At 44.9% G+C, this 18,505-nt stretch carries 19 protein-coding genes and 1 riboswitch; of the genes, 5 read left to right on the forward strand and 14 right to left on the reverse strand.

The window, feature by feature from the left end:
* Positions 1–12 precede the first annotated feature (12 nt).
* Positions 13–1,032, reverse strand: coding sequence for a DUF2955 domain-containing protein (locus tag AB4513_RS02140; protein WP_102257598.1), 1,020 nt, complete (start codon positions 1,030–1,032; stop codon positions 13–15).
* Positions 1,022–2,143: an HlyD family secretion protein gene (locus tag AB4513_RS02145; RefSeq protein WP_102257597.1), complete on the reverse strand. Its 1,122-nt coding sequence runs from the start codon at positions 2,141–2,143 to the stop codon at positions 1,022–1,024. Before AB4513_RS02145 ends, AB4513_RS02140 begins: the two co-directional genes overlap by 11 nt.
* 159 nt (positions 2,144–2,302) lie before the next feature.
* On the opposite strand from AB4513_RS02145, the gene AB4513_RS02150 reads away from it, so the two are divergent.
* A complete protein-coding gene (locus tag AB4513_RS02150; protein ID WP_102257596.1) occupies positions 2,303–3,298 on the forward strand; it encodes an AraC family transcriptional regulator in 996 nt (331 codons plus the stop codon).
* A 306-nt stretch (positions 3,299–3,604) separates the two neighbouring features.
* Positions 3,605–4,072: a hypothetical protein gene (locus AB4513_RS02155; RefSeq protein WP_012600934.1), complete on the forward strand. Its 468-nt coding sequence runs from the start codon at positions 3,605–3,607 to the stop codon at positions 4,070–4,072.
* 195 nt (positions 4,073–4,267) lie between these two features.
* On the opposite strand, the gene AB4513_RS02160 is transcribed toward AB4513_RS02155, so the two are convergent.
* Positions 4,268–4,705 (reverse strand): PACE efflux transporter, encoded by a 438-nt coding sequence (locus AB4513_RS02160; protein ID WP_102257595.1) that lies wholly within the window; start codon positions 4,703–4,705, stop codon positions 4,268–4,270.
* A 137-nt stretch (positions 4,706–4,842) separates the two neighbouring features.
* On the opposite strand from AB4513_RS02160, the gene AB4513_RS02165 reads away from it, so the two are divergent.
* Both AB4513_RS02165 and AB4513_RS02170 read left to right on the forward strand, forming a co-directional pair.
* Complete coding sequence (locus AB4513_RS02165) at positions 4,843–5,745, forward strand: LysR family transcriptional regulator (protein WP_102257594.1); 903 nt, start codon at positions 4,843–4,845, stop codon at positions 5,743–5,745.
* Between the two features lie 418 nt (positions 5,746–6,163).
* Complete coding sequence (locus AB4513_RS02170) at positions 6,164–6,508, forward strand: thiamine-phosphate diphosphorylase (protein ID WP_102257636.1); 345 nt, start codon at positions 6,164–6,166, stop codon at positions 6,506–6,508.
* Between the two features lie 128 nt (positions 6,509–6,636).
* On the opposite strand, the gene thiE is transcribed toward AB4513_RS02170, so the two are convergent.
* The gene (thiE, locus tag AB4513_RS02175) at positions 6,637–7,254 is read right to left on the reverse strand and encodes a thiamine phosphate synthase (RefSeq protein ID WP_102257593.1); all 618 of its coding nucleotides are present in this window, start codon (positions 7,252–7,254) and stop codon (positions 6,637–6,639) included.
* A gap of 259 nt (positions 7,255–7,513) precedes the next feature.
* On the opposite strand from thiE, the gene AB4513_RS02180 reads away from it, so the two are divergent.
* A complete protein-coding gene (locus AB4513_RS02180; protein ID WP_102257592.1) occupies positions 7,514–9,457 on the forward strand; it encodes a methyl-accepting chemotaxis protein in 1,944 nt (647 codons plus the stop codon).
* Positions 9,458–9,610: 153 nt separating this feature from the next.
* Here AB4513_RS02180 and thiM read toward each other — a convergent pair whose 3' ends face one another.
* From thiM to AB4513_RS02230, 10 genes are all read right to left on the reverse strand, one after another.
* Complete coding sequence (thiM, locus tag AB4513_RS02185) at positions 9,611–10,396, reverse strand: hydroxyethylthiazole kinase (protein WP_102257591.1); 786 nt, start codon at positions 10,394–10,396, stop codon at positions 9,611–9,613.
* 29 nt (positions 10,397–10,425) lie between these two features.
* Complete coding sequence (tenA, locus tag AB4513_RS02190) at positions 10,426–11,106, reverse strand: thiaminase II (RefSeq protein ID WP_102257590.1); 681 nt, start codon at positions 11,104–11,106, stop codon at positions 10,426–10,428.
* An 8-nt stretch (positions 11,107–11,114) separates the two neighbouring features.
* Positions 11,115–12,071, reverse strand: a complete 957-nt coding sequence (locus AB4513_RS02195) for an ABC transporter substrate-binding protein (RefSeq protein WP_065104608.1) — start codon at positions 12,069–12,071, stop codon at positions 11,115–11,117.
* A gap of 118 nt (positions 12,072–12,189) precedes the next feature.
* Complete coding sequence (locus AB4513_RS02200; RefSeq protein ID WP_102257589.1) at positions 12,190–13,005, reverse strand: ABC transporter permease; 816 nt, start codon at positions 13,003–13,005, stop codon at positions 12,190–12,192.
* Positions 12,998–13,756: an ABC transporter ATP-binding protein gene (locus AB4513_RS02205; RefSeq protein ID WP_102257588.1), complete on the reverse strand. Its 759-nt coding sequence runs from the start codon at positions 13,754–13,756 to the stop codon at positions 12,998–13,000. Before AB4513_RS02205 ends, AB4513_RS02200 begins: the two co-directional genes overlap by 8 nt.
* Positions 13,746–14,654, reverse strand: coding sequence for a bifunctional hydroxymethylpyrimidine kinase/phosphomethylpyrimidine kinase (thiD, locus tag AB4513_RS02210; RefSeq protein ID WP_102257587.1), 909 nt, complete (start codon positions 14,652–14,654; stop codon positions 13,746–13,748). The genes AB4513_RS02205 and thiD overlap by 11 nt, the downstream gene beginning before the upstream one ends.
* 96 nt (positions 14,655–14,750) lie before the next feature.
* Positions 14,751–14,862, reverse strand: a riboswitch (TPP riboswitch).
* Between the two features lie 98 nt (positions 14,863–14,960).
* Positions 14,961–15,878, reverse strand: a complete 918-nt coding sequence (locus tag AB4513_RS02215; protein ID WP_102257586.1) for a DMT family transporter — start codon at positions 15,876–15,878, stop codon at positions 14,961–14,963.
* Between the two features lie 85 nt (positions 15,879–15,963).
* On the reverse strand, positions 15,964–16,692 hold the full coding sequence (locus AB4513_RS02220; RefSeq protein ID WP_102257585.1) for an AraC family transcriptional regulator: 729 nt from the start codon (positions 16,690–16,692) through the stop codon (positions 15,964–15,966).
* Positions 16,693–16,936: 244 nt separating this feature from the next.
* Positions 16,937–17,188 carry a DUF2999 family protein gene (locus tag AB4513_RS02225; protein WP_009844829.1) on the reverse strand — a complete coding sequence of 84 codons (252 nt, stop codon included), beginning with the start codon at positions 17,186–17,188 and terminating at the stop codon, positions 16,937–16,939.
* A gap of 130 nt (positions 17,189–17,318) precedes the next feature.
* Positions 17,319–18,416, reverse strand: a complete 1,098-nt coding sequence (locus AB4513_RS02230; RefSeq protein WP_102257584.1) for a YdcF family protein — start codon at positions 18,414–18,416, stop codon at positions 17,319–17,321.
* Positions 18,417–18,505: the final 89 nt, after the last annotated feature.

Below are 18,505 nucleotides of genomic sequence, written 5' to 3' on the forward strand. Positions count from 1 at the left end.
TGTTAGACAAGATTAAGGCTGATTTTGTAGGAACTTCCAATTCCGTGTTTCTAGGAATAGAGAAGCCAAAATCATATATATTCCAATTAACACTAATTGGAATATGCGTATAAGGGTGTTGCTATCGATATCACCGGAGCTCATCAATGTGCTACCAACAAGTACGAGCAAGGTACTAAATGCAGTGGCGAAAATCGGTGCTTTTTCGGGAACCGTGTAGATCTTCTTAGCAATCACAATAGCGACCAAGCCTATGAATAAAGAGTAGAAGATAATATTCGGAACAATCGAAAGGATTGAAAAAGCAGCTATCGCTAGCAAGCCACCAATGCCATTACTGATCACCAGAAATGCACTTAATTTGACTGATTTTTCTGAAGTGATCATTAACGATAACAACGCAATAAACATCATGGTTAACAATGCTTCAGATATCTGAAAAATAAAGAAAAAGCACACAACGGGATAAGAGATAATCATCGCACGGAAAGCCGCATACCAGCGCTCTGTCTTATTGAAAGGTACCGACGCAAAGCCAGAGAACTCCGACTTAGGTTCAGGGAAGAAGACATGAACCAGCGCAAAAATAGTCACCGACACTACACCAGAAGTCGCTAAACCTGATGCCAACAATACAGAGACTCCGGGGTTATCAATCGCCATAAAAGGCAGCATCAAGACAGCAATCAACAATATGGTGGCGAAAAGGTTCCATTTAGGGTCTACAAACAAGTAGTAACCCCAAAGCATCATTAGCCCCACTAAAATCAGCAATGGGATCGGGTAATGGGTAATTCCTCGCGACAGCAATAAACCTAACCCCATGGTGACAACAACAGCCAATAACAATTCGTAGACCGTTTCCTTATGGAGGTTTGGTTTATCAATTAAGAACTTAGCAGTGAACACTGGCGCCACAAACGCAAGTGGCCAGTTTATCCATGCCGCCAAGAAAACAGCCAACGTGACCCCTACGGTAAATCGCAGGATCCGTTGCTGTGTTTGTTGGTCAGGAATCGGCTTATCGGACATAAGACAATACGCTAATCAGACGAATCCATACTTTGCCTATCGCGTTGAACACAAAGTTGTCGCCGCTATAAACAATCACATCCGCTTGGCCGCCCACTCGAAGCATGCCTTGCATCTCATCTCGTTCAAATTCGATAGTGATAGGAAGCATCTGTGTTTGACGCAACCAACCCGTTTGTTGGCTAGCTTGAGCAAGCTTACCTGCTTGATCATTTTGTCCCCAATCAACACCCCAATCGATGCTACTCACTCGCCCTTTCACGATTTGTCCTGGAGCGAAATCCAATGCCACTTCCACTTCATCACCGACGGTTACGTTACCAAGGCTATTTTCACGATAATAAGCTTCAATCCAGATATCTTCCGTCGAAACAAAAGTCATGATCGGTTGACCTGCTGATGCGTAAAAACCCTCAGAAAGGCTAAAGTTAGAAACGCCACCTTGTGTCGGTGCTGTAATCACGGTGCGCTCTAGGTTCAACTGTGCCTGTTCAAGTGCTAACAACGCCGCTTTCACTTGGCTGTTTTCCTGACCTTCTTTACCCATTTGTTTCTTAGCACGGTCAAGGTCAGCTTCTGCATTGACAACCGCCGCTCGAGACGTTGCTAATGCGGCTCTCGCTTTATCTGCATCTGATTTAGAAACCACACCTTTATCAGCCATCTCTAAAACACGCTTGGCTTGTAGCTTGGTGTTTTGTCTTTCAACAATCGCTGAAGTGAGTTTCGCTTGCGCTGAAGCAATACTCGCGGTTTGAGCACCGACATTTTGGCCTGCAATCTCTAAATTTTGCTCGGCTTGTTGTACTGCAATTTTGTAATCAGACTCATCTAAAATAGCTAACTTGTCACCTTGATTAACCAGTTGGTTTGGTTGAACCAGTATATCGAGCACTTTACCCGACACCTCAGGCTTGATTGGAACGATATAACCTTTTACACGAGCATTATCAGTAATAGGGATGATGCGGTCTGAAATGACACTGAAGAGCAACATGAATGCAACAAACAACAATAGGTAGTTTGTAACCTTTCTTACTTTGTCTTTTCCGTTTTCTTGCTGGCCAACTTCTTCATTGGCTTCTTGCTTATTCCCTTTGGCTTCTGACATGGGGCTCCCTTCTAGATAACTAAGATCAACAAAATTAATACTTTAAAAATAAACCCAGCAATGGAAAACTCAAGTAAATAGGGTTAGATTTAGTAAACAAAACGTTGCAAATGATATGCACGTCTAATAATGCAACAATATATACAGGATTGTATTCTCATGACCTCTAGTCACTACCAAGTCCCAGTAATTCAGACGAACTACGCTAAAATTCTGGTTCAGGTTTTTTCTGACTATGGTCTTGATTTACATATGTTGCTTAAAGATTCCGGTTTACCACCTGACCTTATCGAATCAGAAAGTGATTTTGTGCCATCGGAATCCATTAAGCGTTTGATTTACCTCACATCGGCGCAACTTGGCGTATCTCGGTTCACCGATATTCTAGGACTCGCATTTCGACGTCGAATCATCCCAAATGTCTTGCATCAATTCACCGAATTTAAAACCATTGGTGATTCGCTGAAACACCTAAATTCAATCTTTGCCTACGACTCTCCAGGCAGCAAAGTCGAGCTTATTCAAGAACACGGCCAAAGTTGGTTTTGCCGAACTGCACCCGAAGACAATTCCCCTACGTTTCAATGGGGAGAAGCTTTTGCAATTACATATATCATTGAGTTAATAACCATTTTATCCAAATCCCCATGGTTGCCTAGTAAGGTGCGTCTGCAAGGACATGACATCGATGTCGTCAAAACACTGGTGCCAAGTAGCTGCCAATTGTTTGTTGAACAGTCGTCGACGGCTGTGCTGATCCCTGAAGAAATCTTACAACTCCCAATTCGCCTAACCTCTAAAGAACTCAGTGCTAAACCGACTCTTATTGAGTGGCACACCAGCTTTACCGATAGCGTTTATGAGCTACTCAAGCCCTACATGAAAGAACAAGATCTCTCATTTGAAGAAGCGGCTGAACTGCTCAATTTTTCTGTGCGAACGTTTCAACGCAAACTCAAAAATGAAAATACGACCTATCGAAAAATCAAAGAAAACCTAATGTTTTCAGTCGCATGTGAGCTGATGGAAGAAGGACACACGCTGACCTACATCTCTAGCCAACTCGGCTACACCAACATCTCTCACTTTTCTCGGGCGTTTAAGCGTGTGTCTGGTCTTACGCCGAAGATTTACCAACGTTCAATTTTGGACTAAGTGTAGTTTTGGACTGAATACAATTTTGGGCTAAGTACAATCTGGCCTCCCTCTCAGTTCCATTTGTAAGAGTGTCGCTAGATCTATCGCGCCCCAAAGCTCCTCTACGTCTTGTACCCTAAAATAAATAATCATACTTACTCCTCTTTAAGTCGAAGTACCATCTTGGATCAATCTCGACAGAGATACTTACCATAATGCGCCACACCCACTTTAAGAGCTGTTTCGCATATAAAACAATAAGCGTTTGAAAGTTATAAGTTTATCTCCTAAGTTTTTTATAACCCTTTACTCAAGAAGATGTAGATGAGCAATATAGAAAAAGTATATGGATTTAATACGCCCCAACGGCTCTTTGTCGGTTACACACTCGCCGTACTCGTTGATTTAACCGTTCTCAATTTTTTTGATGAATATTGGGATTTCGTCAATATCGAGTCTTTCACCATCTCATTTGCTGCTGCGATTTTGCTACAGCTGTTGCTCAAGTTATCCATCGGCTTAGAACATAAGCTCGCGGATTACTTCAAGTCGAAACCCGGCACTGCCCCTAAGATCTACAGAGGCCTGTCGAGCTATGTGATTCTCGTCGGTTCAAAATTCGTGATGCTAGAAGCCATCAATATCTTATTTGGTGACAAAGTGGATTTTACGGGGCCTTGGAACGGTGTCGTCGCCTTCTTTGCAGTGGTATTTACCATTCTGGTTGCCGAAGTGATTGTTTCTAAAATCTACTTTGCATTGGATGACACGCAGAAAACCGAAAAAGCCTAACTGCTCTATCAATTTTCAAGTGAACTGCCAACAATAAGTGGGCTACTCGGGAAGCCGATAACGTTGCATCACTAAAAAGCAAAACGCTTCCCGAAGGATCGGTTAAAAGCGTTTTGCGCTTTTTTGAGGGAGTGTTGACGGAGATGAGCTTAGAATGACGAGGTTACTTCTCCCTCGCCACGATTAAGACCATTTTTAGCTCGCTCTAAATTTAACCGCGAAAGATCTGTGCACCAAGAAGGCTCTCACGTGATCGTAAATCAGATTAAACACAAACGCGTAAATGGTAATAAAAATGGTCACGCCGATATCCATTAAGAATGCCTGCCAAATCCCCACATTAAGCAAGAAAGCCATCACTGGGATCGTCGCTATCAACAAGCCTGCTTCAAACAAAACCACATGGAATATTCTCAGCTTAAGTGAACGCTGAGATTTTTCACCCGTAAAGTAGCGATCAAAAATGCGGTTAAAACAGTAATTCCAAATCATAGCGATGGTCGCAACAACTATCATAGTTCCTGATAAGGCATTCACATCATGATCGGTAAATATCGCCAACCCCATAATTGAAAGCGTGACGGCCAAAACTTCGAATAACACTGAGTGGAACACTCTTTCTAACGTACTCATACATTCCTCTAAATAATCTAGTATGTGTTGGATTAGCTCGATTATGTCATCGAAAATAATAAGAGAAAGTTAACAGCCATCACGATTAGTGATAGTCTGAGCATTATCATCCCATTTGGTATTGAGCGAGAGGTAACATGTACAGTTTTGAGCAATTAAAAGTCTTCGTCACCGTGTGTGAAAGTGGCTCTTTTTCTGCTGCAGCACGCAAGCTGAAACGCGCTCAGTCTGGTGTCAGCCAATCGATCGCCAACCTAGAAATAGCTATCGACCAAGAGCTGTTTAACCGCGAGAAAAACATCCCTGTTTTGACCAACACAGGTAAAGCCTTATTGCCTGTCGCTAAGTCGATTCTCGACCAACAAAAGTACTTCGACCAAAAAGTAGAATCGCTGACACAAGAAGATGAACACGAACTGATCATTGCCATTGATGAGAGCATCATAGACAAGAACTTCATTAAGATAATCAGCTCACTAGCCGATCAGTTTCCAATCACACACTTCGATATTATTACCACTTCAACCTTCGATGTTGAAGACTTAGTGAGACGTGGCAAAGCGCAGATAGGCATCATCTATGCGGATGGTGAACTTAAAGTGGATATGGACTTCTTCTTACTGGGCCAAGCACGTTTTCTTACGGTTAGCTCCGCCACTCACGAACTGAGCCAAATGCCCGTCGTTCAAGACTCAGACCTAAAGCGCTACCGCCAATGTGTGCATCGCAGTTCAAAGCAGCGCGAACTGTGGTTCACCTACGGTATTAGCTCGATGCTTTGGTATGCCAACAACCACAAAACGATCATCGATCTCGTTGAACAGAACGTTGGCTGGGCAAATGTGCCTGAAATGATGGTGATGGAAGGCATTCAAAAAGGCGAACTTGTGGCGTTACCTGTCTCACACGAGCATGGTGGTTGGATTACTCCAGTGGGTTGCTTAGTGTCTCGCAGCCATATCAATGGCCCAGTGTTAACAAGTTTACTTGAAAAACTAAAAGGCCACTCATTAGAGAACAATCAATGGCAAGCCAACTAATCTCCCCCCAATTCTTGAGTTCAGCCTATTTTAGCAACTGAATCCTAAGTCAATGACGGTGGTGTTTTCTCCAGCACTACCTCATTTCCGCTTTTCGTGCCGATAATTTTCTTTGTCGTGTGGATAAAACACCCTAGTTGATGTCCCAAAGTGACATAACTAGTATGCGATCCCAAAGGGTTTGTCTTATCAAACTGATATCGACAAACCCAAATCGCTCTTTAACACCACTGACCCAACTTCAAATCTCCCAGATAAACGCTCTGTCTTACAGTTGCTTATGCCGGTTTCAAATAGATCACTTTTGAATATTGATTCGCACCCAGTTTATGAGCGCTCTTCGAGTGCTTTTTTATATCTAAATGAACCTTTTGGAAAATTTGTCGTGAACGTTTTAAGAAATATTTGCCCTGAGAAAATGGGTAAAGAGCGTAACAAACGAGAGTATGATTTACGCGTACTTAATTGTGTCAGTGAAAGCGAATATGAATCGCGTATGGCAGTATGGAATAGCTTAACTTTGGTTGCGACTCCGTCTGTTTCAGAAACAAAAGGCTTCATCGATGAGGCTTTCAACAAACTTCAGCAAGATTTGAAAGAAGCCAGCCGCGAGTTATCGATTAACTACACGGACTTCATTGCAATGGCGCATGAAGAACTCAACTACATTAAGGTGTTTGTTGCTAATAGGACCGCACAATACGGTTGGTATGCCGCGATCGTTCTTATGATCATCGCTACTGTTGCTCTATGCGCTCAGTAAACCAAACTGTGTATTCAATAAATTGTCTTAGAAGCTCAATCGATAGGCCAATTTAGCCTTTGTATAAGCTTGTTCTTTAACTAGAAAACAAATGGTTAACCTCATTTGTTTTCTAGCCTATAACCCCTTCACTCTCCCATTAGAGACAACAGATCCTGCGTCGCTTGTTTTGGATCTTCAGCGTGACATATCGCAGATACCAGTGCTAACCCATGAATGCCGCTCTCAACTAACTGCGGGATGTTCGATTCGTTAATTCCACCAATACCGACAATCGGTAACTTCGTTGTCTCCAACGCCATTTTAATGCCGTCATAACCCCAATGTTTCTTAAGGTTTGTCTTAGTCGGTGTGGCAAAAAGCGCACTGAGGCCAATGTAATCGATCGGCAAACTATCGGCTTCTCGAAGCTGTTGTTCAGTTTCAATCGACAAACCAAGAATCTTATCTGGACCAATCAACTGACGGGCTAACTCAGCAGGCATATCTGATTGACCTAAATGCAAGCCGTCAGCATCCACAGCCAACGCAACGTCCATTCGGTCATTAATGATCAACGGGACACCAGAGCCAGCCAAAATCGACTTAACGGCCTGCGCACGTTCAATAAAAGCTCTGACATCTCCATGCTTCTCTCTTACTTGAACCATAGTGACACCACCAGCGATTGCTTGTTCAACGACAAACTTAAGCGTTTCTAGATCTTGCTGGTCATCAGTAACCAAGTAGAGCTTATAAGGGTTCATATCGTGCCTTTGGAGTCGGAGTCTAAATTGCGTTTCTACTATTTTACCGACAATTTGCATCATGTGCATGGAAGTTAATAAACAATTAGCTCAATTAAGCATGCTCCAACAAATATGCAACCCATTGAAACGATACTAAAAAACCGAATTTTTTAACGAAAGCGTTACTTATTACACAAACTATTCACTTAAGCCTGCCCAGAACCCTGTTTTATGGAATACTTCGCAGTGAAGGAATCAGGTAAATATAGGGATAGTAATGCGCCACCTTTCTATAGCATTTAAGATCAAGCTAGGTTATGCCATCTGCTTGCTCTTTTTCGTCATTTCAGGCTTTGTGAGTTACAAAGGTATCCAAACCTTGTCGAACGGCTTTAGCCAATACAGTGTACTTAGCCAGAAAGCGACACTGTCAGGCAACATTCAAGTGCATTTTCTGCAGATGCGCTTAGCCTCTGAACGTTATTTAAAGTCATTGGATGAGCAATACGAAGTAAATTATCAATCAAGCAAACTCGCGATTGATGAACTGCTCAACAACTTAATCCAAACCACCACCAAAAACGATAGCCTAGCTAGCCTGCAATTAGTGCAAGACAGCGTAGCGGCATTTGACACGGCTTATGGCTCAATGAAACAGAGCCAGCTGCTCATCGACCAATTGGTGAATGTCGAGATGGTCAAACGAGAAACCAACGCCCTCAAAGCCGCGCAAAGCTTGTTGTATGAGTCGTACAACAACAACGATCCAAACGCGAGCTTATACGCGGGTATGTTGATGGAGAACTTCCTCGCAGCCAAGATCACTGTACTGAGTTACTCAAACAACAACGACCTAAAAACCTATGAAGCGGGTAAAGATATCTTTGAATACGCGTTGCCGGGTATTGAAGGCGACATTGAGTCTCTCAAATCATCCCCTTACCAAAGCGAGTTGATTGAAGATTTCTCTAACCAGCGCGAAGCGTATGCAAAAGGCTTTGAACAAGTTCATCAGCAGATGATTGAGAACACGCAAAGAACTGCGACTCTTGCCTCGATTGGTGACAGCTTGGCTATTGCGGTCGCGGATGCTCAAAGTATTCTAGAGCAACAGAAACAAGTATTAACGCCAGAACTGCAAGCCAGTGAAAAACGTTCAGTTCAAATCATCTTCTTGCTAACAGGTGTGGCTTTGGTGATTGGCATGACAAGCGCTGTGTTGGTGACTCGTTCTATTACCAAAGGCATCGCACAGGTTAAACAGATCACCAATGAGCTTTCTCAAGGCAATTTAAATGTTGAAGTGAACATTGAGAGCAAAAACGAAATTGGTGAACTGCTAACCAACATGGAGATCACCATCGAATCGCTGCGCGATATTGTTGGTCAAGTGAACCGTTCTAGTGTGCGTATTGGTGAGATGTCGGAGTCACTCAATCAAGTGACCAATAACAGCTCGACCAACGCAACACAATTGAACAGTGAGATGATCAATATCTCTTCTGCCGTTGATCAATTGGCTTCGAGCACATCAGAAATTGCGGCAAGTGCTAACCACGCGTCTCAAGTTGCAAACCAAGCAACCGAGAATGTCGCGATGGGACTCAAAGAAGTAGACAAAACACTGCATGAAATTGGCAGCGCCGATGAAAGCATGCAGGTCAGCAGCCAGAAAGTGACGGACCTACACAAAGAGTCGATGAACATTGGCGCCATTCTTGAAGTAATCAAAGGCGTTTCTGAGCAAACCAACCTGTTGGCATTGAATGCGGCTATCGAAGCCGCTCGCGCAGGTGAACAAGGTCGTGGATTTGCCGTGGTAGCCGATGAAGTGAGAACGCTCGCTAAGCGTACTCAAGATTCTGCAAGCCAGATTGACGAACTCATCACCTCGTTACAGCGTGGTGCTAAAGATGCGTTAGAGTCAATCAAAGAGAGCCACAGCACGGTTTCAGATGCTTCGACTCAGGCACAACAAGCCTCTCAGAACCTGCATGTGATTAACCAACACATCCAAGATTTGAATCAAGCCAACAGCCAGATCGCAGTATCTGTTGACGAACAAGATTGCTTAACCAAGTCGTTGGGTGAAAACGCGCAAGGTGCAAACACCATCGCACAAAGCAACCAAGAGTCGGTCAGCAGCATTTCTGGTGCCGCGAGTGACTTAACCGAAGTTGCTCATCACCTAGAAAACCAAGTAAATCGATTTAGAACCTAACGAAACCAGCCTTTAACACAGCTGACACGGTTCCGAACCAAGAATAAAAAGCCCCCGACACATAAGTGTCGGGGGCTTTCTTTTAGTTAAGAGCTTTAAGTTAAAAGCTATTAACTTAGAACGATCAGTTTTGAGTTTAGAACTAGATTAAGCCTACTGAACCTTTAAACGTTGAATCAGTGTCTCTTCATCTAGTTGATACAGCTCATCGAGTAAGTTCATCTGCAAGCTACCTGGGCCACGTGAGTTTTCAGCTGCGATTTCGCCAACCACGCCCAATACCGCTGCGGCTGCCAAACCACTTTCATCACCAACAGCAGCAAATGCGCCAGTCAATGCCGTTAAGGTACAACCCATGCCCGTCACGTACGGCATCATTGGGTGCCCGTTGTTTAACGTCACAACGCTGTCTTTAGTGACAACGTAATCTGTCTCGCCAGAAATCACCACATTCGCACCGTATTCAGCGACCAAACATTGCGCTGCGCCTAATGCTGCATCACTGCTATCTAGCGCATCAACGCCTTTGCTCTGCGCTTGCTCGCCCGCTAACGCGATAATCTCAGACGCGTTACCACGAATGATCAACTTGTCAGCTAAGCGTGCAATTTCACGAGAAGTCTCGGTACGCAGCGTACTTGCGCCACAACCCACAGGGTCAAGAACCACGACTTTGTTGTTCGCATTCGCTTGTTCAACAGCAAAACACATTCTTGGCGTCCAAACACTGTCGAGCGTGCCAATGTTGATCACAAGCGCGCCAGAGAAAGACATCATCTCTGCCAGCTCTTGCTGTGAGTGCGCCATAATAGGCGAAGCGCCAATCGCCAATAACGCATTGGCCGTATTGTTCATCACGACGTAGTTGGTGATGTTCACAACCAACGGTTTTTGCTCTCGTACTGCGCGCAACGATTGGATAATTTGTTCAGTTAGCATGGATTAATCCTTATTCGTGAAAGTCGCTTTTAAGCCGCGGTTGAGTCATTAAGTGCATTCAGACCTTGTTGCCAAAAAGCCACTTCCATACGCGTTGCGGTTTTGAAGATATGAACGATGTTCTGACCACGCTCGCTGTTGATATCAATTTCAGCAAGCAGTTGATTGAAGTATTCCGCCCCCGTTGCCACGCCCGACTGGAACTCTTCACCGCCATAAAGTTGTAGCCAGCTCGCGTATGGGTTGCCTTCTAATACGGTATCACTGCTTTCTAACAGCGCTTTACCAATCACGGCATAACCAAGTGAACACGGAGCCAATGCCGTATATAAGTCGACAAGATCACCCGTCATGCCTGCATCCAGAACGTAGCGTGTGTAAGCAACTGTGCCGAAATCTTCAGATTCGTTTTCTAAATCCGATTCGGTTAAACCCCACTGACCACAGTAAGTCACGTGGTGAGAGATTTCAGAATCTAGCAGAGCATGAACACTTGGCAGTGCACGGCGCATATCAGCCAGTGTCTTTGCCTTATAAATTGCCAATGCATAAGCACGGGCATACTGCTTTAAAAACAGAAAATCTTGCTTCAAGTAATGCAGAAAACACGGCTGAGCAAGTGTGCCGTTTGCTAGCGTTTTAACAAAATCATGCTCGGTGTAGTCTTGCCAATCTTGCTGACAGGCTTGGATTAAGTCTTGGTATTTCATGAGATTCCTTAGTCAAAAGTCGGTACGTAATCAGCGGCTTTTGGTAGTGATTTGATGATGCCTTTGTCGAACATGAACTGTGCGTAATCATCGTAACGCTTCATATCCACTGCAGAAGGGCGAAGTGCAAAACGAGTCAGTGTGTCGTTCCATGCGCGTTGGTTAAGCTCGTTATTCAACGTATCTGGTGAATACGCCACAAACTCACTCCATGATTCTTGCGGGTGGTTCACAATGTAAGTGGTTGCTTGCTCAAGTGCTTTGTTGAACGCTTTGATTGCTTCGTCGTCGTGTTTCTTTGCGTTCGCCACAAAGATCAGCTCGTCGTAAGCGGGCACGCCGTGCTCTTCTGGGAAGAACGCTTTCGCTTTAAAGCCTTCAAGAGCTAGTTGGTTGGTTTCGAAGTTACGTAAGCCACCCCAAATTGCATCTACCTTGCCCGATGCCAATGAAGATGAAAGTGCCCAACCGACATTGATGGTTTGCACGTCGGTAAATGCAACATTTTCTTGAGCTAGCATGGTGCCGATGGTCGCTTCTTCGTTACCCGCAATCGCAATACCGATCTTTTTGCCTTTCAGATCCGCTAGTGAATCGTTCTTGCCATTATCTAAAACCATCAACGTATTCAGTGGCGTCGCGATAAGGGTTGATGCACGAACCAAAGGAAGACCCGCTGCTACATCCATGGTTAAACTTGGTTGGTAAGTTACCGCTAGATCGACTTTACCTGCTGCGACCAATTTTGCTGGCGTGCTTGGGTCAGCCGGCTCTTGGATTTCAACCTCTAGGCCTTGGTCAGCAAAGTAACCGCGCTCTTGAGCAATCACAATTGGGCCGTGGTTCGGGTTCACAAACCAATCCAACATCAATGTCAGTTTCTTTTGTTCAGAATCCGCCAATGCATGACCTGAAACTAGCGAAGCAAGCAGTGCCACTGCACCTACCAATTTGGTATTTTTCATAGTTAACCTTTCCTTTTGAATATTATTATTGTGTGTATCGAGCTAATTTTTAACGAAGTTTTGTTTAGATAAATAGCGTGAGCGAAGCTTTATTAAACAAGTGTTATTGAGCGAACCATCACTGGTTCTCCCAAGGGATAGCTTTTTTGAGTAATTTGTCTGTGATGAAGTAGAGCGAGATAGACAGCACCGCCAAGATGAACAAGGCTGCAAACATCTCATCAATGATCATGCGTGCGTTCGCTTGCAGCATTAGGTAACCCAGCCCTTCACTCGAACCCACCCACTCCCCGACGACCGCGCCAATTGGGGTAATAACCACCGCCACACGAATGCCAGACGCTAATGTTGGCAGCGCAGCAGGCAGTTGGATATAACGCAGCAATTGCCATTTCGATGCGCCCATCGTTTTGGCAAGATCAAGATAACCAGTCGGTGTATTTCGCAGACCGTCGTAACAACAAGTGGTCACGGGGAAGAAGATAATGATCGCCGCCATGACGACCTTTGATGCGATGCCATAACCCAGCCACAGCATCAATACTGGCGCAATCGCAAACACAGGGATGGCTTGGCTAGCAATTAAGATAGGCAACAACCAGCGTTTCAGCGGTTCGAACATCAACATCTGTAGGGCGAAAAACAGCCCCATCGACAAACCGAGCAATAGACCAAGTAAGATCTCCTGCGCAGTCACCCAAGTGTGTTTGAGTAGCACATCGTAACGTTCAATAAGTTTTAAAAAGACTTCTGCAGGCGCTGGCAGAATGAAGCTAGGCATCTCAAAGATAACCACCACCATTTGCCATAAACCGAGAATCACAGCACTGCTGATAAGCAAACGCATAACGGGATTCATCTGACGAGGGCGCTTAGTCGTGATCTGTGTGTTAGTTGAACGCGCCACAGCTTCGCTTCGCGTTAGATCATTCATAATCACGCTCCAACTGATCTAAGATCGCTTGTTGTAACTCAGCACATTCACCGTCTAACACTCTTGGTGTCGCTGTATTAGGCACAGACAGTGACTGTGCACTCGCCGGAGTGCCTTGCAACACATACAAGTTATCCGCCAAACGCACCGCTTCTTGTGGATCATGAGTAATCAACACAACGGTTTTATCTCTTAACAGTTCACAAGCTAAGCTCTGTAACTTATGTCTTGTTACCGCATCCAGCGCAGAGAAAGGTTCGTCCATCAGCACAACAGGTTTGTCTTGCATTAAGGTGCGAGCCAAAGCAACACGCTGGCGCATACCACCAGACAACTGATCCGGCATAGTAGACGCGTGATCAGCCAAACCAACAGCAGCGAGCAACTCTAGTGCTTGATTGGTTTGCTGTGCTTTATCAAAAGCTGGATTTTGAAAGCGATGACTCAGACATACATTGTCGATAACCGACAACCACGGCAGTAACAAGTCCTGCTGCGCCATGTAAGCGATGCGATCCGTTAAAGGCAGTTCATCAGAGGTTACCAATGTGCCCTGCCACTCTACCTTGTCGTCCAACAAGCCCGCCAGATAACGCAATACCGTGGTTTTCCCGCAGCCACTTCTACCCAACAATACCGTCCACTTACCTGCGTTTAAGCTAAGCGACAACCCAGACAAGGTCGCGTGCTCACTGTCGTTATAACGTAAAGAGGCATTGCTGAGTTGAACGCCAATCGTATTAACGGACATTACCGTGCCCAGCGAAGAAGTGATTTACAGGGCCATGGCCTTGACCGACTTGCAACTCATCAGCGTGAGCAATTGCGCGCGAAATGTATTGTTTTCCTAGGTCAACAGCCTCTGAAAGCGTGTTGCCTTGAGCCAAGAAAGAAGCAATGGCAGATGAGAGCGTACAACCCGTGCCGTGGGTATTTTTAGTAGGAAAACGCTTCGCGCTAATCAGAGCAGATGTGGTTGGCAGAATCAGTAAATCGTTACTGTTCTCATCTTTCTCCAGGTGGCCACCTTTCAAGAGAACGGCTTTAGCACCCAGTGCGCGTAAGTCTTCAATCATGCCCTGCATTTCAGCTTCGCTTTCAGGTACTGGCTTGCCTGTTAATGCAGCACCTTCTGGTAAGTTAGGAGTAATGATATCTGCCAGCGGAATCAGCTCTTGTTTCAGCGTGGTGATAGCCGAGTTTTCTAACAGCAGATCACCACTTGTCGCGACCATGACAGGGTCAATCACTAAGTGTTTAGGTCGGTACTGCTTAATTTTGTCTGCAACGACTTTGATGATTTGCGAATCAGCCAACATGCCGACTTTCACTGCCACGATATTGAGATCAGTAAAAACCGCATCTAACTGGCTAGCGACATGGTCGAGTGGAACAGGAAAAATAGCTGACACGCCTTGAGTGTTCTGGGAAGTGATAGCGGTAATCACAGAACAAGCAAAACTACCGGTGGCAGACATGGCTTTAATATCAGCTTGGATACCTGCACCGCCGCCACTGTCAGAACCCGCGATGGTTAAAACAATCGGAGTATTCGTGCGAATCGTGTCTTCAGCAGAGTGCTGCTGTGTTGAGGATTTTGGTGTTGAGGCTTTTGGCGTTAAATCTTTTGAAATAGAACTGTGTGTCATTGTCGCTCCTACTATCTTACAAGACGTAGGAGAACGAACACCGATCGAAGGAGAAGTCGCATTAGGCTCATGAAAGCTTTCATGGGTGCAGACGTAGATCGAGTGCTTATAGTTCCCTACGCCAGTGTTAACTGAATCAGGTTCAACGGGTCTCGACTAACGATCTCAGCAAACACCAAATAAGGTATGTGCCCCCCGACTATTGATAGCGATAGTAACAGCACTCTCACAACTGAGATACTCATTTTATTCAATTATACTAATTACGCATGAATAAATTTCAATTAGGCAAAACAAAACAAATACTTATAACGTTCCTTTAGATGGCTTCGACTGTACAAACAAGCACAGCACAATCAGAGACATACCTAACCAGCCTGTAAAAGGAATCAGCTCACCGACAACACAGACGGCAAGCACCGCTGCGACTACTGGTTCAAACAAGGTCAGCAGATTGGCACTGCTCGCGGTCACGTGGCGTAAACCAAAACTGAACGCGATATAGCCCAAGCATTGTGGAATTAACGTCAGATAACTGATGACGAATACGTTGGTCTGTGAGGAAAACAGGTTATTACCAGTAAACCAGAGCGTTGGCAGCAACAGCATTGCACCGAGGCCAAAAATACTGCCCATCGCCGCTTGTGACTTAATCCCTTTATCAATCAGTGCTTTGGTCGCCCAAGAATAAATGGCGTAACACAACCCAGCGACCAGACCTAAGCCAATACCTAACAGCTTGAGATCATCACCGGATTCATTCGCCGATGAAGATTCTGAAAACACCAACAGCCCAATACCTACCACACCAATCGCAAAGCTAGTAAGCCAACGTTTGTTGATATTATTCTTTTTGCTAATAAGACACTCTAACAGTGCAGAAAAGAAAGGTGCGGTAGCAATCGAAACCACGGTACCGATCGCCACGCCTGATAATTTCATTGAAGAATAGAAAGCTAAAGGATAGACCGCTAAAGCCAAAGCACTCACTGTCAACAGCTTCTTGTTCTGCAAAAGTTTGTCGAAAGCGAATAGTATCTTTCGATACGCCAAACCCGCTTGCATTAGACCACCGACGCCCATAGAGAAAGCACCAATCGCTAATGGGCTTAGATCAGGTGCAAAACTTGCGGCGGTGCCTGTCGTGCCCCATAAAATAGAAGCAAACAAGATGACCAAAGTGCCCATTTGGAATTCGTTAACGCGATTGATGGCAAGATTCATTTCTATTATCCAATTTTCAGTTCTGAAATAGATAATAGTGAAGATTGATATAAGTTAGTTTGCTAAAAGGACGCTATTGTTGTTTCTAAAGACTCTCTTTCATTGAGCCTAGAAACGCCCTTGGAGACATCCCAAAGTGCTGAGAGAAGCGACGACTGAAAGCAGAAACATCACTATAACCCACGTTTTCAGCAATCAATTGAACCGGTAAATCGGTATGGGTTAACAGGGCTTGAGCTTTCTCCATACGATAGCGAGTGATGTATTTAAGCGCACTGATACCCAAGCACTCTTTGAAGCGTTTTTTGAATTGAGTGGGACTCAAACAGGCCGTTTCTGCAAGTTGTGGAATAGAGAGAGGTTGGGCGTAATTATCCGCTATCAATCTTTGTACCGCACGGATTCTTGGGTCGATGCTCTTGCTAACTTGTTGTTGCTCTAACAGCAGTGAAAACACATCTAAAACTGATGATTCAAGGCCACTATCGACCTGATATTCCAGCTGCTTCTCAACAAACAGCAAGAAGCTCATCAAAGGTGGCGTTATCGTGAAAACCGAGAGCTCATGCTCTAACAAGTGCTGCGGCAACTCCGCCATATCCGCGACAATAAACCGTGCGGCTTCATCCGCTTTAAACGCATGCGCAGTGGTTACCGGAATTACCACACATTCGCCCACGGCCACTTTGCCGACATACCCCACCATTTCGATATTAATACTGCCTTGGATCGGCAATACTAATTGATGATGGTCATCATGGGCATGGGTATTAAATTGCTTGGTGTAAGATCGAATGCTTAAGCTAGATTTCATAATCAACGCCGGAGTAGATCGGTTCAGAACGAGTTAAAACACGAAACTACATGATTTGAACAAATGAGTCACTTCGGGTTGGCATTTGTTAGTACCCTAACCTATTCTAATGGCGATCAAAAAAGCCGCTCAAGCATCAATCACAATGCTCAAACGGCTTTTTATTAGAGTCTAATTAGCGCTGCCAAGAGCCGTTAGCCAAACCGGCTATCGCTCATGAGCTCAATCGCCATATCACACTAGATTATTTTTGAAGTTGCTCTTTAGCCGCTTCAACCTTAGAAAAATCTAGGCCAAGCTCTTCAACTGCTTCTTTGATTAGCGCAGGGTTTTGCATTACCTGACCCATCAGCATTTGAAGTTTGTCTTGAGGTAAACCAAGTTGGCTGATTGTCGCCATTGCTGCAAGAGGGTTCTCTGTCAACGTCTTGAATATCTCGCTGATCTGCTCGTCGCTAATATTGTTCTCTTTCAACATTGCTAAAATCGGGTTCATTTTTTTGCCTTTGAAACACTAAATTAAGTAGGAGCACAGCATACCATCTAGCTGTGCTCGATTGTACTAACAAGTGAAGCTTTGGTTTAACGCGAACTGTGCTTTTCCCAAACGCAAATAATGCTTGGGCTTAACGAGATTCCAATGGGTAAGAACGGTAGCTCCACATGCCATAAGTTCTTAGAGCATCACGGTAGATACCTAATAGCTCACCACTGCTCGCTTTCTTAAGATCTTCTAGCGGCTTGTCTGGGTAAGAAACCGTATCGAAGGTAATGCCCTGAGGACCCGTTTGCCAGCTAGCGATCTCAAACAGAGTTTGACCACGACGAACATGGCTCGCTGAGCTAATAATGGTCGCATGTTTAATATCATGACGAGCAAGCGCATAGCTACTGAACATGGCATTACCTACCGTGCTGGTCGCGTAGTTCTCTTCAACGATGCGGTCTTTGCTTACCCCTTTTGAGATAAGCCAATCCGCCATTAACTTGCCTTCTGTCTTATGGTTCTTAGGCACGCCGCCGGTTAACACGATCATCGCGTCTGGGTTCGCTTTCGACATTGCTAATGTCGTTTCAAGACGTTCAATCAAGATTTCATGCATAGAACCATCAGGGTTAAGCGCGTAACCCAAAGTGACGATGGCACCGTGCTCATCCAATAAACCTTTCTCCGCCGACTCTTTCAACGGTGTTTCTAACACGCGGTCGACCGTTGCAAAAATACGTTTGATGTCTTCTGCTTTGCCCTTGTTCAGGCTTTCCAGTTTCTCCATGTGCTTGTTGGATTCACTGTCATTGCCTTCAAATCTTTGCCAAACCGCAAGATACGCATGCAAGTCGACATCGTCTGGCGCAACCGTCAATGCTTGCTCAAACAACTCAATTGCTCGCTCTGCATTCTTGTTGTAGATCTGAGCGTTCGCTGCCGAGATCAGCAGGTCAGTACGGTAAGGTTCTAACTGGTACGCTTCTAACAATCGGTTGGTCACAATTTCCATGTTGCTTGGCATTTTAGCCGTGAAGCCCGCGTGAGAAATTCTTGCCGGAGACTTAAATGCCTGCAACGCATCAAGAAGTAGTTGGTCGACAACTTGTCGCTTAGTCACCAACTGCGCGTAGTCCGCAGAAGCCTGTACAGCACCATCGTTAGCAGCAAAAGAATAAGGTGTTGCGCCAAAGGCTAGCATGCCACCAAGAGCGAGGGCGATAATGTTCTTTTTCATGGAAAGATCCTGTGTCGTTAAGTGTTCACATCAGATTTGTTCACCAATGTAAGTCCCTAAGATTAAAAAACCGTGAACCACACCAGAAT

The organism is Vibrio sp. 10N.222.54.E6 (genome assembly GCF_041473955.1).
GTDB classification, from domain to species: domain Bacteria; phylum Pseudomonadota; class Gammaproteobacteria; order Enterobacterales; family Vibrionaceae; genus Vibrio; species Vibrio tasmaniensis_A.

Coding starts and splice junctions, on each gene's coding strand:
- AB4513_RS02140 (WP_102257598.1), bottom strand. CDS start 1,032: ATGTCCGATAAGCCGATTCCTGACCAACAAACACAGCAACGGATCCTG.
- AB4513_RS02145 (WP_102257597.1), bottom strand. CDS start 2,143: ATGTCAGAAGCCAAAGGGAATAAGCAAGAAGCCAATGAAGAAGTTGGC.
- AB4513_RS02150 (WP_102257596.1), top strand. CDS start 2,303: ATGACCTCTAGTCACTACCAAGTCCCAGTAATTCAGACGAACTACGCT.
- AB4513_RS02155 (WP_012600934.1), top strand. CDS start 3,605: ATGAGCAATATAGAAAAAGTATATGGATTTAATACGCCCCAACGGCTC.
- AB4513_RS02160 (WP_102257595.1), bottom strand. CDS start 4,705: ATGAGTACGTTAGAAAGAGTGTTCCACTCAGTGTTATTCGAAGTTTTG.
- AB4513_RS02165 (WP_102257594.1), top strand. CDS start 4,843: ATGTACAGTTTTGAGCAATTAAAAGTCTTCGTCACCGTGTGTGAAAGT.
- AB4513_RS02170 (WP_102257636.1), top strand. CDS start 6,164: ATGGGTAAAGAGCGTAACAAACGAGAGTATGATTTACGCGTACTTAAT.
- thiE (WP_102257593.1), bottom strand. CDS start 7,254: ATGAACCCTTATAAGCTCTACTTGGTTACTGATGACCAGCAAGATCTA.
- AB4513_RS02180 (WP_102257592.1), top strand. CDS start 7,514: ATGCGCCACCTTTCTATAGCATTTAAGATCAAGCTAGGTTATGCCATC.
- thiM (WP_102257591.1), bottom strand. CDS start 10,396: ATGCTAACTGAACAAATTATCCAATCGTTGCGCGCAGTACGAGAGCAA.
- tenA (WP_102257590.1), bottom strand. CDS start 11,106: ATGAAATACCAAGACTTAATCCAAGCCTGTCAGCAAGATTGGCAAGAC.
- AB4513_RS02195 (WP_065104608.1), bottom strand. CDS start 12,071: ATGAAAAATACCAAATTGGTAGGTGCAGTGGCACTGCTTGCTTCGCTA.
- AB4513_RS02200 (WP_102257589.1), bottom strand. CDS start 13,005: ATGAATGATCTAACGCGAAGCGAAGCTGTGGCGCGTTCAACTAACACA.
- AB4513_RS02205 (WP_102257588.1), bottom strand. CDS start 13,756: ATGTCCGTTAATACGATTGGCGTTCAACTCAGCAATGCCTCTTTACGT.
- thiD (WP_102257587.1), bottom strand. CDS start 14,654: ATGACACACAGTTCTATTTCAAAAGATTTAACGCCAAAAGCCTCAACA.
- AB4513_RS02215 (WP_102257586.1), bottom strand. CDS start 15,878: ATGAATCTTGCCATCAATCGCGTTAACGAATTCCAAATGGGCACTTTG.
- AB4513_RS02220 (WP_102257585.1), bottom strand. CDS start 16,692: ATGAAATCTAGCTTAAGCATTCGATCTTACACCAAGCAATTTAATACC.
- AB4513_RS02225 (WP_009844829.1), bottom strand. CDS start 17,188: ATGAACCCGATTTTAGCAATGTTGAAAGAGAACAATATTAGCGACGAG.
- AB4513_RS02230 (WP_102257584.1), bottom strand. CDS start 18,416: ATGAAAAAGAACATTATCGCCCTCGCTCTTGGTGGCATGCTAGCCTTT.